Origin of the sequence: Pacificibacter sp. (assembly GCF_039769035.1) — a bacterium.
GTDB lineage: Bacteria > Pseudomonadota > Alphaproteobacteria > Rhodobacterales > Rhodobacteraceae > Celeribacter.
In genome coordinates this window covers 26,029-38,274 of record NZ_JBDMZG010000107.1, presented here as the reverse complement: position 1 = coordinate 38,274, position 12,246 = coordinate 26,029, and the positions used below count along the sequence as shown (strand labels likewise).

Genomic DNA, 12,246 nt, shown 5'->3' with positions numbered 1-12,246 from the left:
GAAGTTGCTTATACAAAACTGCGTTTGCAAAGCTGCGTGGGGCCCGTCACGGATTTGATGTGCGGGCACCCATTTGTGCGGTGCTTGCGAGATAACGTCAAATGCCCAAATGTGGACATTCGGAACATTGTGTTAATCTAAGCCGGGCTGAGACAGAATATGCGCCTCTGCCAGTTCTTTTTTAAACTGCTTGATCGCGTACTCCGAAAAGTTCGAAATCACGCGGCCCTTTTTGGCGACGGCATAGATCGTGATCGACGTGCTTTCTTTCAGCGGGCGCCGCACGACACCGGGCAGATAGACCTCTGCGACGGAAAACTCGTCGATCAGCGCAACCCCAAGACCGTGACGCACCAAGCTAACAGCGGTTTGCGCAAAGCGGCCACGCATGGTGTGGCGCGGCGTGATGCCAGCGTTGGCGAAAGGCTTGGCCAAAATCGCGCCGTAAGGGTCCGCAGGGTCGATCCCCACCAGCGGTTCTTGTATCAAATCGTGGATCGACACTTCGTCTTTGCTGGCCAACGGATGCCCCTCGGGCAAGATCGCCAAGATTTTTCCGGTGGCAATTTCGGTGTTTTCAATCGCGGGATTGTCCAGCGGGGAACTCATGATCACGAACTCGCCGCGTTCCAACAACAAATAATCCAATGTCTCTTCGATTTTTAAGATATTGAGATCAATAAACAAATCAGGGTATCGTGCGCGAATGGACCGCACCGCGCGTGCCGCGATAAACTGCGCAACCGATGGGGCCGATGCAAAAGACAGTCGCACATCTTCGCCCTTTTTGAGCGACCCAAGCGCCGATTGCAGGTTTTCCACCCCTTTGTAGACTTCGCGAATTTGATCGAAAACCACACTCGCTTCCACAGACGGAACGAAGCGACCCGCTTGACGTTCAAACAACCGAATGCCCAAGGATTCTTCGGTGTGTTTGATCAATCGGCTCACCCCTGGGGCCGAAACATTGAGATGTTCCGCCGCCCCATTGATGGTGCCCCGCAGCATAACCGCGCGGATCATTTCGACTTGGCGCAAGGTGATTTCATGCATTGTCAACGTCCTCCAAGCCTCAAAATTAACATGATGTTACGCATTGGTCAAAGTCGGCTATTGAAGTTCATTGCGACTGGGCGATAGCATGTGCTTGTGACAAGCTGCAGATTTTGCCAGCTATCGCGGGCGTTGATACGAATTTTGAACGACGCAGAATTTGGAAGATACTTAGAAAGTACAATGGGAGTGCGGCACGGGCCGCGAAAGGGAGGAATTATGAATAAGTTTTTCGGGAGTGCGGTTGCCGCACTCGTTTTGGCAAGCTCATCCGTCATGGCGCAGGGATTTCCTGAGCGCGAAATGCTTGGCGTTGTCATGTGGGGCGCAGGCGGGGCAACCGACACAGTTGCGCGCGCAATCAACCCAGCGGCAGAAGAGGCGCTTGGCAAATCCATCGTTGTTTTGAACAAATCCGGCGGTGCTGGTGCGATTTCGACGGCCTATGTGAACACAGCTGCGGCGGATGGCTACACGTTCTTGTACGGCGCTGAAAACCCGCAGTTGCACCCGATCATGGGCGTGTCTGACCTCGATTATTCCGGCTTTACACCGATCAACATTCTGGGTCGTGGCGTGGCTGTGATTGTGGTGCCTGCCGACTCTAAATACCAAGATATGTCTTCGTTGATGGCGGAAATCGCGGCCAACCCCGGCGATGTGATTATGGGCTCAACTGGCCCCGGCGGTTTGCCCAGCACAATTGGCGCGTTGATTGCAAACTCAGCGCCCTTCGATGTGACCGCGATCCCATTTGACGGTGAAGGCCCCGGTCTGACTGCGATGCTTGGCGGCGAAGTTGACTTTATGCCTGCCGGTATCTCTGCTGCGGCGGAACAGGTCAAAGCGGGCAAAATGCGCGCCTTGGCGGTTGTGAACACTGAGCCTGTTGACACATTGCCAGAAGCACCAGCGATTACAGATGCGCTTCCTGCGATGTCCGACTTTTTGCCATGGGGGCCGTTTTATGGCGTCTTCGTGAAAAAGGGCACGCCTGACGATGTTGTCGCCACGATGACAGCCGCGTTTGACACAGCCGCGCAAAGCGAAACCTTCACCACTTTGATGGCCAATCGCGGCAACATCGTGATGAATATGTCCGGCCAAGAAGCGGTCGACTTCCTTGCCAAGTGGCAGCAGGTCACAGCTTGGGTCTTGCAAGACACAGGCGTCGCGAAAGTGAACCCTGCGGACTTGGGTATCACCCGTCCATAAACGATTGCGCGTCGGCCCATGCGTTGGGCCGACGCTGCGCTTTTTACGGAGCCCCTCCCCATGAGTACTGATCAACCCAACCGTAAGCCCGGAGAGCTTGTCTTCGCGCTGATCCTTCTGGTGTTTTCTGTCGCCGCATTCTGGCAAGCCTATGAAATTTCTGGGTTTTCAGGAAAGACGGAGCCCGGTGTCTTTCCGATGGTCGCTGCCGCCATCATGGTGGTGAGCAGCCTTGTGATCCTTGTGTCCGCCGCGCGGCGCGCAGGCCCTGCGGCCGATGCCGACGGGTTTTTGGACACGGTGATGACCCCGCGCCATTTCGTGTTGATTGGCTTGGTCTTTGGCTATGTGCTGTTGATGCCGAGCTTGGGATTTGTGGCAAGCTCCGCGCTGTTTTTATTTGGCGCGTTTCAGTTTTTGTGGCGCAGAAATCCGTTGCTGACCTTGGCACTTACGGTCTTTTCCTTGGCCATTATCTACGTCGTTTTCCGTGAAGTATTTCAAGTCGTCCTGCCGCAGGGCACCCTTGTGAAAGGTCTATTCTAATGTTGGAAATCTTGGGGTTCTTTTCCATTGCATGGACCGATCCGTGGCTCATTTTCTTGGTCGCGACGGGGACGTTTACAGGCATATACATCGGCGCCATTCCCGGCCTGTCGGTCACAATGGCGACATCTATTTTGATTTCCTTCACCTTCAAATGGGACGTGAACGAGGCCTTGGCTTTGATATCAGGTGTGTTCTTTGGCGGCGTTTACGGCGGGTCTCGAACGGCGATTTTGCTGAACATACCAGGGGCCCCATCGGCCATCGCAACGGCGATCGAGGGCTATCCTTTGGCCAAACGCGGCGAGGCGGGGGAAGCCATCGGGCTGACCACGGTGATGTCGGTTTTTGGTGGATTTGTTGGGATTTTGGCACTGGCGTTGTTCGCCCCGATCATCTCTGAATTTGCGCTCAAATTCCAATCGCGCGACTACTTGTTGTTGGGCTGCATTGGTATTTTGTTGATTGGCACATTGTCTGGTGGAAGCTTTGCCAAAGGCGCGTTTGCAGGCGGGCTTGGCATTTTGATCGGCATGGTTGGGCTGGACCCGATGACCGCCGAAGGGCGCTTTACCTTTGGTTCGATCCATCTTTTGGGCGGCATTCCCTATGTTGCGGCCATGATCGGTTTCTTTGGTGTCGCCGAAGCCTTGGTGCAGTTGAACACGTTGAATACGCCTGCGATCAAACAAAAGATCGACCGAATTATCCCGAAGTTCTCGGACGTCAAAAAGTACTTTTGGTTGGCGATGCGGGCCTCTGGGATTGGCACGATCATTGGGGCGTTGCCTGGCACGGGCGGCGATATCGCGGCTTTGCTGGCCTATGATGACGCCAAACGCACGACCAAGGACCCTGAGCGCCCCTTTGGCACGGGCAACCGTGAAGGCTTGGTCGCACCTGAGGCGGCAAACAACGCGGCAGTGGGTGGGGCGCATATTCCGATGTTGACGCTCGGCATTCCGGGCGATGCGGTGACGGCCGTTATCATCGGCGCTTTGTTCATTCATGGGCTAAAACCTGGGCCGTTATTGTTGGTGGAAACCCCGCATCTGTTTTGGTTCATCGTTGGCACGTTGACCTTGGCCAATATCTTTTTGCTGGTGTTCGGGCTGACGGGGATCAAGCTGTTCACAAAGATCGTTGAATGCCCCAAGGCTGTTTTGATCCCGCTGATTGTGGTGCTCAGCGCGGTGGGCACATACGCGATCCAGAACAACCCTGTTGATGTCTATTGGATGCTGCTGTTCGGAGTTGTGGGATACTTTATGAAGACCTACGGGTTTGAGGTTGGCCCTGTGATTTTGGGTGTGATCCTTGGCCCGATGATGGACAGCAATTATCGCAGGACCATGCTGCGGTCGCGCGGGGATTTCGGTGACTTTATTTGGGGCTTTTTGTCCAACCCGATTTCGCTGGTGCTGACGACGGCGTTGGTGCTGATGGTGCTCAGTCAAACGCCTGTGTGGCCCTATCTGCGCAAGCGGTTATCGTTCCGCAAAGGATAGATCGGTCGCGCCTTTGCGCTAACCCAACACTTCATCCACCCACGCGGGCACGATGTCACTGGCGCGGCCCTCACGGACTTCATCGAAGGGCGCGTTGGAGGCTTCTAGGTTCAGCTCCAGCGTTCTGATGCCTAGCTGGCGCGCCATGTGGCCAAAGCCTGCCGCAGGATAGACCGTGCCAGAGGTGCCGATCGACACAAACAGATCGCTGTCTTCAATCGCGTCTTGGATCACGTCCATGTGGTAGGGGATTTCGCCGAACCAGACGATATCTGGCCGCGTTTTGGGCGCAGAGCATGACGGGCAGGGGTCTGTCACATGCATCTCGCGCGGGGCGCGCCAGCGATGGACGCAGGCCGCACAAAGCGCATCCATCACAGCGCCGTGCATGTGGATCACCTGTTTGGCCCCGCCACGTTCCAACAGATCATCGACGTTCTGCGTGACCAAATACACCGGCGCATCATGGGATTTTTGCAAGCGCGCCAAAGCCTTATGCGCCGCATTGGGCTGGGCCTCGGCGGCTTGTCTGCGGCGTTCATTGTAAAACCGTTGCACCAAATCCGGATCGCGCTCAAAGGCTTCGGGCGTGGCGACATCTTCGACACGGTGGTCTTCCCACAAGCCATCAGCGGCGCGAAAGGTCCGCAAACCGCTTTCCGCCGACAGGCCTGCGCCAGACAAAATGAATATGCCGCCTTGGGCCATCTTTGCGCGATCAGCTACAGTGTTGCGCGGCTGTTTGGCCGAAATTCTTGTAGCGCTTCCAGAAGGCTTCGTTGCCACGCCCATCGGCCTGACGCAGCTCCTGCGCTTTGTGGGGATCTTCAAAGAACTTGGCCGCTTTGCGCTGCTCACGGTTCTTAAGCGTCATATCCGCGGCTTGCTGAATGCAGCCACACAACGCGCGGCTGGAAGCCTTGCGATCAGAGGCGATACACGCCCGTTCAATCACGCCTGCGGATACGGGAGCGGGCGCCAGTGTGGGCCCCGTAAAAGCGACAGCCGCCGCCAAAATCATTACTGCTTTTTTCATGTCTCTGCCTTTGCCAAAACCGCCCCGTCTTACGCAGGGCCTGATATATGGTTTACCTATGTGGGCAGTATGCCTGATTTATAAGGACATTTCAATTTCGACGTCCCCCGCGTGCAAACGGCGGCGATGGATTGCCGATTTGGGGAATTTGAACCGCACGCCTGAGATAATGCACCTCTTCCCGTCGATGCAAAGCATCGACACGCGACCGCCCGCCCCCAAGGCGGGAGCTTTCCGCTCCCACCCGTGCGGTCACGTGGGGGGCTAGATGTCTATTGGTGTGTTTGGAGTCTGGGGCGTAGCTAAAGTGAGTATTTTTGCCAAGAAAAAGCTAAACGCGCGTAAAAGCCTCTGGAGGAATGTCCGAGGTTTCAGCGGGCGTTTTCACAGGTGCAGGGTCTTTTGGAAAGTCCGTCAAGCACAGGCCGTCTTCTGTTTGATCAATGAATTCTTTGTTGATGTCATCGCCCGCTGCCCCTGCGAATGTTGTGAGACCCGTTGCTAAAACCGCACCCAAAACTGTGTTGAAAAGTGGGTGAGTTACAACTTTAGCAATACGTGATGGCGACGGACTGCGTTGGTCCGTTGGCAGGGCACTCGCGCGTTCTAAGCGTCGGTTTAGCTGATCAATCGTGTCGACCATTGCATGAACGAGCAGGGCGAGTTCTTTGACACGTTTGCCTTCGGGGGCATCGCTCGTCAATTGAAAGCGAATTTGGCGCAGGATATTTGGAAGCTTCTCCAAAGGTTCGATGGAGTCTGCCGTGCAGTTTGATATTTCTCGATGATAAAGGTTGAGTGCTTCTTCAATAAGGTTTGCAAGGCGATCGGCTTGCGGCGCAAGGACTTTAGAGCGCGGCACCATAGATCGGACGTGATCTTCAAATTTCTCGGCGCGTTTGGCGCGTAGCTCTTTTTTGATGCGCTCAATCTCACGCGCCACGGCTTCTGGTCCTGCTTTCCAGTGCTCATCGTCAATCAAAACAATGTCATACCAGAGGTCCCAATCGGGGGTGCGACCCTTAAGCAGGCCCTCGTACCAATCGATCCAAAACGCCATGGCGGGATCGGTGGACCACTCGTGGCGCAGGGTTTTCCAGTTGTTTGCGATGGCGTCTGGCCATGTCACGTTCAGCCAGAGAGGCTTTTCTAACAGGACCTTGGGGGCAGACTGGTTGAGCAGCTCAGCGGCGGAACGGGCGGAAGAGACGGCGGAACGGGCGGCGGAAGACGTGGAGACGGCATCGGAATAGGCAGCGGAAGAGGCGGCATCGGTAGCGGAACGGGCGGCGGAAGAGGCGGAAGAGGCAGCGGAAGAGGCGGCATCGGCAGCGGAAAAGGCGGAATTGCCGGCATTTGCGGCGGGAAAGGCGGCGGCGAAAGCGACGGAATTGGTGGAAATAGCGGTGGAATCGGCGGCTGCGGCTTTCACATCGGCGGTTGGTAAAGTGCCCGCAACCGCCGATGTGAACATCGCGCGGATGACGATTACGTCAAATGAAAATCCTGTGAGTGCCACTGGGCGAGGCGCTCCGCCGATGTTGGGCAGGACGCGTGCGGCGCATTGGCTGGCAAAGGCGCAATGTGCCTCATGGCTGGCGCCTTTGGCCCAGTTTTCGATTTCTTTTTCGAATGCGTCGAAGTCAAATTCTTCGTCGTCTGCCACGATACTCACCAATCAAATTCACTGCCTCAATCCGCCATAATTCACGCAGTCCCCGACTGATTGCAAGAAACTAAACGCGCTTGCGAGGCTATGCCGTTTTGCACTGTTTTCGACCGGCAACGTCGGTCAGCGCCCGTTCATAAGGGCTTACGCCGCCCCATCTGGGGCGACGGTCCCTTCTTCACCCCCACAGGCGGGCGCTTTCGCACCCACCTCGGGTCGGGCGCTGACCTTGGGTGTTATCGCCACTTGGGGCCGCGCCCTGCGTTCAGGGCTTGCAAATGGTGCGGATTCACCCCATAGAAATCAGCTAAATCTGACGCCCCACATTTTGCGCTAAAGGCCTGACATGACCGAGCTTAAAAACATCCGCAACTTCTCGATTGTTGCTCATATCGACCACGGCAAATCGACTTTGGCGGATCGTTTGATCCAGTCCACCAACACGGTTGCCGACCGCGATATGAAGGCGCAGATGTTGGACAGTATGGACATCGAGCGCGAGCGGGGGATCACCATCAAGGCGAACTCTGTGCGCATCGAATACAAAGCGGACGACGGCGAGCTGTATATTCTCAATCTCATCGACACCCCCGGTCACGTGGATTTCGCCTATGAAGTCTCGCGCTCTATGCAGGCGGTCGAGGGCTCTTTGTTGGTCGTGGATGCCTCGCAAGGGGTTGAGGCGCAGACCTTGGCGAATGTCTATCACGCGTTGGATGCGGACCACGAAATCGTGCCTGTGCTCAACAAGGTCGATTTGCCCGCCGCCGAACCCGACCGCGTGCGTCAAAACATCGAAGACGTGATTGGCATCGACGCCTCTGACGCGCTGGAGATTTCCGCCAAAACCGGCATCGGCATTCCGGCCGTTTTGGAAGCCATCGTCACCCGTTTGCCTGCGCCCAAAGGCGACCGCGATGCGCCGCTCAAAGCGATGCTGGTGGACAGTTGGTACGACAGCTATCTCGGCGTTGTCGTTATGATCCGCGTCATCGACGGCACGATCAAAAAGGGCGACAAGATCAAGATGATGCAGACCGGCGCGCAATATGGCGTCGATAAGCTCTCGGTTCTTAAACCCCAGATGGTCGACATCCCCGAGCTTGGCCCTGGCGAGATTGGCATCTTCACCGCCTCCATCAAACAGGTGCGCGACACCCGTGTGGGCGATACGATTACGCATGACAAGAAACCCTGCGCTGAGGCGTTGCCAGGCTTTAAGCCTGCGCAGCCTGTGGTGTTCTGTGGTCTGTTCCCAGTCGATAGCGCCGAATTCGAAGACCTGCGCAATGCCATCGAAAAGCTCGCTCTGAATGACGCGTCTTTCTCCTCTGAAATGGAAACATCCGCCGCGCTGGGCTTTGGCTTTCGCTGTGGCTTCCTTGGCCTGTTGCACCTCGAGGTCATCCGCGACCGTCTTGAGCGCGAATATGACATCGACCTGATCACCACAGCGCCTTCCGTGATCTACCACGTGCACATGCGCGACGGCTCCATGATCGAACTGCACAACCCCGCCGATATGCCCGATCTCACGCATGTCGAACACATCGAAGAGCCGCGCATCAAGGCCACCATCATGGTGCCCGACGAATACTTGGGCGATGTGTTGAAACTCTGCCAAGACCGTCGCGGTGTGCAAATCGACCTGACATACGCTGGCACCCGCGCCATGGTCGTCTACGATCTGCCGCTCAACGAGGTGGTCTTCGACTTCTACGATCGCCTCAAATCCGTGACCAAAGGCTACGCGTCCTTCGATTACGTCATGACAGGCTATCAACAAGACGAGCTGGTCAAAATGTCCATCCTCGTCAATGACGAACCCGTGGATGCGCTCTCCACCATGGTCCACCGCCACCGCGCCGAAGCCCGTGGCCGTGGCATGTGTGAAAAGCTCAAAGAACTCATCCCGCGTCACATGTTCAAAATCCCGATCCAAGCCGCCATCGGCGGCAAAGTCATCGCCCGCGAGACCCTTGCTGCGCTCCGCAAAGACGTGACCGCCAAATGTTACGGCGGCGACGCGACGCGTAAGAAGAAACTGCTGGAGAAGCAGAAGAAAGGTAAGAAAAAGATGCGCCAATTCGGCCGCGTGGAGATCCCACAGCAGGCGTTTATTAATGCATTGAAGATGGACGATTAAGTTCACTTTCGGGCTTGCCCGAAAGTGAACGAAAGTGCTGCGCGTGGCAGCTTATTTTTCAAGGAAAAATACGCGAGAACGCGCGGTGCTTTTAAGAAACGGAACCGCGCAGGCCCGCACAACAGCGCAAGACCCTGCCGTGGCAGCCTATTTTCTGTAAGAAAATGGGCGAGAGCGGTGGAGGCTTTTCGCGGGCTGGGACGTTTTTTAGGAATACCTCTTTGTGATTGCCTTGGCTGACCTTTCTATGTCTGGAAAAAGGTCTTGTTCTGTTATTCCCAAGAGCGACAACTCCTTTAAAATTCTGTTTTTTGATGATGGAGCAATTGCAATTTCGTCGTATGGAATATCATTCACTATTTCCGCTGACGGAGGAACATCAATTCCAAAAACTAAAAAGGCCCCATCCTGCGCTTCGATACGCTTATGTAAGCGTTTTGGAACAACCGAAATGGTTCTTACTAGGTCTAATGGATCAACAATTGGCCTGAAATCTGATTTTTCGTGTCTGACAAACTGAATTAATTTCTTAACTGCTTCGTGCTCGTTGAATTTCTCTATGCACTCCTTATCCGTTGTTGACAGAGTAACTTGAAAGTCACGTCTCGTTGTTTCTTCGCCCTTGCAATGTATTAGATGTTCTCTAATTGTCCCTTTTTCCGCTGTGTTTAATAGGCTTAAGCTCGCTAAAATTGAAACTGCGTCACTATCAAAGTACTTCTGCTTACTTAAGTTGGGCCTCATGGCTAGAACCGATCCAATATCCGATGGATGGCTTGAAACAGCAAAATATAGAGCCACCAGAGGATTATTTGTGACGTCCAAAAGTCTGGTTGGAATGCCGTAATGTTGAGCACGAACCAACCTGTCAAAAGTAGAACTGTCAGTCATAAACTCTTGGGGATGACGGGCAAGAATTTGACGGAATAGTAGATGCTCGTTTTTTATGTGATTTTTAACCCGTAAAACCGAAGGCGTCGCCTCAAATGTTTTCCTACCGTGGCCCCTAAATACTAAGGTTTGATTTTGTCGTTCACTAGTGATCTTGGACAGCTTTCGAATAAAACCTTCTAAGCTAGTGATATGGCGCGGCATAAATTGGTCTCACTTTGGAAAATTGTTTTCTATGAGTTAACCGCCAAATGTTGTGACATGCAAGTTTTAGGCCGACACCGTCGGCCAGCGCCCGACCCTCCCCACGGGAGGGCGCTAAAGCACCCACCCAGGGTCAGGCGCTGTCCTTAGCAACTCCTAATGAACCGCGCGCCAAGGTCACACATGCGAAGCATTTGGCACCTGCGTATCGTGTTTGCAGTGGCAAACCCGTTCGCGTCTAAAACGCCATCCCATGGCGTTTTTTAACGACGCTCATGAAGCGACTTGACCCAAGACCAGAACGAGTTCCACCGTTCATCCTGACCCAAGGCGCGATAGGCCTCGCGGTCGGCTTGCTCTTGGGCCAGTTGTTGTTTCACTTCGGGGTGATCTTGGCCCACGTTGCGGCCCGTTTTTGGGTCGACAGGTCCATCCACTTCTTCGGCCACGGCGTCCCAAATTCGAAACAGATCGTCAAAGCTGATCAGCGCCGCCCGCGCGCGGCCGTAGCGTTTTAGGATCACTTGCGTGTCGCCTTTTTCGACCCGATCCAGCAGCTCGGTCAGGCGAGGGCGGAAGTCGGTGGTTTTGACAGTGATGTATTCCATGGCGATAAGCCCCTCAAAAATCTTGCAAACATGTAAAGCGGGCGGGGGCCAAAGCGTTAAACTTTTGCCACCTTGTGCCTTAATGTCGTGCAAAACTTTAAAAGAACCTCGACCCCAGCGTTCGATGCGGGATTAATGTCTCAGGGCTTAGACGCGCTCGAATCGCGACAGCCAAACGGTCAAGGCCGCTTCGAATTCACGCGGTTTCTCGGCGTGCAGCCAGTGACCGGTGTCGGGCAAAGATGCAAATTTTGCCTTCGGGAACAATGCTTTAGTCGCCTTACGGTGGTCGCGCGACACGTAAGAACTTTCCTCGCCAGACAAAAACAGCGTGTCCTTTTCAAAACGGCCCGTCACATCATCCGGCCAACCGACGATTTTGGGCATTTCATCTTCCAAAACCTGCAGGTTCAAAAGCCATTTTTTGTCTTTAACAACAAGGCTTTGCAGCAAAAACGCCCGCACGCCATCGTTGAAAACATCCTCGGCCAAAAGCGCATCTGCGTCGGACCGTTTTTCCACCTTGGACAAGTCCAAAGCCTGCATCGCATCAATCAACGGCTTGTTCGTATGCTCATAAGCAACAGGCGAAATATCCGCCACAATCAAGGACTTAACCAATTCAGGATGCGTCAAAGCCAGCATCATCGTCGCCTTGCCGCCCATGGAATGCCCCAAAACATGGGTGCCCCCGTCAGCGCCATGCGCCTTAAGAACCTCAGCGAGATCATCAGCAAGGTCCGTGTAAGCCATTGAATCAGAACGAAAACTCGCGCCGTGATTGCGCATATCAACCGAAATGACTTGGCGATCCGCAGACATCCGTTTGGCGATCACACCCCAATTGCGCGCAGAGCCAAACAGCCCGTGCACGATCAAAAGTGGTGTTTTATCAGTGGGTTGCCCCGTGAGAACTGTGTTTAACATATCGCAGTGATACAGGCTTGGCGGCAAGGCGAAAAGCCCCTAAATTAAAACACTATGGACCACAATTTCGCACATAAAACCGACCGGCTTGCGACCCTTTTGGCGGATCGCCTTGGCGTGCATGCAGGGCAGGGTTTTGAGCAAAAGCTACGCAAAGCAGGGCGCCGTTTGCCTCGTTGGGCGCGCAAAGACGGTGCTGCGATTGTTGGGGCTATGTCATTGGAAACGCATCCAAAAATGTCGATGCGTGTGGATCAAAAACCCGTAAATCGGTCCATTCGAAACCTGACGTCCTACCTTGAGGGCATCGATCCCAATAAGCGGCGCGTGGAGCGTTTGCTTGATATTTTGGCGATGATCGCGTTGGTCCTGATCGTGACCGTCGGCGGTTTTGTTACCTATATGGTTTGGCAAGGGCTGATATAAAAACGCGCCACGACACC

12 protein-coding genes are annotated in these 12,246 nt (G+C 54.6%); 5 read left to right on the top strand and 7 right to left on the bottom strand.

Annotated elements, in window-relative coordinates; all coding sequences use genetic code 11:
* Positions 1–132: 132 nt before the first annotated feature.
* Positions 133–1,053 (bottom strand): LysR family transcriptional regulator, encoded by a 921-nt coding sequence (locus ABF287_RS09775; protein ID WP_347184820.1) that lies wholly within the window; start codon positions 1,051–1,053, stop codon positions 133–135.
* A gap of 219 nt (positions 1,054–1,272) precedes the next feature.
* Between ABF287_RS09775 and ABF287_RS09770 the strand changes: the two genes are divergently transcribed.
* Genes ABF287_RS09770 through ABF287_RS09760 form a run of 3 tightly spaced genes read left to right on the top strand, consistent with a single transcriptional unit; the run spans position 1,273 to position 4,322 of the window.
* On the top strand, positions 1,273–2,268 hold the full coding sequence (locus ABF287_RS09770; RefSeq protein WP_347184819.1) for a tripartite tricarboxylate transporter substrate binding protein: 996 nt from the start codon (positions 1,273–1,275) through the stop codon (positions 2,266–2,268).
* Between the two features lie 60 nt (positions 2,269–2,328).
* On the top strand, positions 2,329–2,814 hold the full coding sequence (locus ABF287_RS09765) for a tripartite tricarboxylate transporter TctB family protein (RefSeq protein ID WP_347184818.1): 486 nt from the start codon (positions 2,329–2,331) through the stop codon (positions 2,812–2,814).
* Positions 2,814–4,322, top strand: coding sequence for a tripartite tricarboxylate transporter permease (locus ABF287_RS09760; RefSeq protein WP_347184817.1), 1,509 nt, complete (start codon positions 2,814–2,816; stop codon positions 4,320–4,322). The genes ABF287_RS09765 and ABF287_RS09760 overlap by 1 nt, the downstream gene beginning before the upstream one ends.
* 18 nt (positions 4,323–4,340) lie before the next feature.
* Here the strand turns inward: ABF287_RS09760 and ABF287_RS09755 are convergent, their stop codons facing one another.
* The 3 genes from ABF287_RS09755 to ABF287_RS09745 all read right to left on the bottom strand — a co-directional run bounded on the left by ABF287_RS09755 (position 4,341) and on the right by ABF287_RS09745 (position 7,024).
* Positions 4,341–5,030, bottom strand: coding sequence for an NAD-dependent deacylase (locus ABF287_RS09755; protein ID WP_347184816.1), 690 nt, complete (start codon positions 5,028–5,030; stop codon positions 4,341–4,343).
* A 10-nt stretch (positions 5,031–5,040) separates the two neighbouring features.
* The gene (locus ABF287_RS09750; RefSeq protein ID WP_347184815.1) at positions 5,041–5,358 is read right to left on the bottom strand and encodes a hypothetical protein; all 318 of its coding nucleotides are present in this window, start codon (positions 5,356–5,358) and stop codon (positions 5,041–5,043) included.
* Between the two features lie 331 nt (positions 5,359–5,689).
* Positions 5,690–7,024, bottom strand: coding sequence for a hypothetical protein (locus ABF287_RS09745; RefSeq protein ID WP_347184814.1), 1,335 nt, complete (start codon positions 7,022–7,024; stop codon positions 5,690–5,692).
* Between the two features lie 349 nt (positions 7,025–7,373).
* Between ABF287_RS09745 and lepA the strand changes: the two genes are divergently transcribed.
* Positions 7,374–9,173 (top strand): translation elongation factor 4, encoded by a 1,800-nt coding sequence (gene lepA / locus ABF287_RS09740; protein ID WP_347184813.1) that lies wholly within the window; start codon positions 7,374–7,376, stop codon positions 9,171–9,173.
* A gap of 207 nt (positions 9,174–9,380) precedes the next feature.
* Here lepA and ABF287_RS09735 read toward each other — a convergent pair whose 3' ends face one another.
* From ABF287_RS09735 to ABF287_RS09725, 3 genes are all read right to left on the bottom strand, one after another.
* Positions 9,381–10,268, bottom strand: coding sequence for an FRG domain-containing protein (locus tag ABF287_RS09735; protein ID WP_347184812.1), 888 nt, complete (start codon positions 10,266–10,268; stop codon positions 9,381–9,383).
* A gap of 263 nt (positions 10,269–10,531) precedes the next feature.
* Positions 10,532–10,876 (bottom strand): type II toxin-antitoxin system Phd/YefM family antitoxin, encoded by a 345-nt coding sequence (locus ABF287_RS09730; protein ID WP_347184811.1) that lies wholly within the window; start codon positions 10,874–10,876, stop codon positions 10,532–10,534.
* A gap of 147 nt (positions 10,877–11,023) precedes the next feature.
* A complete protein-coding gene (locus ABF287_RS09725) occupies positions 11,024–11,803 on the bottom strand; it encodes an alpha/beta fold hydrolase (RefSeq protein ID WP_347184810.1) in 780 nt (259 codons plus the stop codon).
* A 54-nt stretch (positions 11,804–11,857) separates the two neighbouring features.
* On the opposite strand from ABF287_RS09725, the gene ABF287_RS09720 reads away from it, so the two are divergent.
* On the top strand, positions 11,858–12,229 hold the full coding sequence (locus ABF287_RS09720) for a hypothetical protein (RefSeq protein ID WP_347184809.1): 372 nt from the start codon (positions 11,858–11,860) through the stop codon (positions 12,227–12,229).
* The last annotated feature ends 17 nt before the right edge of the window (positions 12,230–12,246 follow it).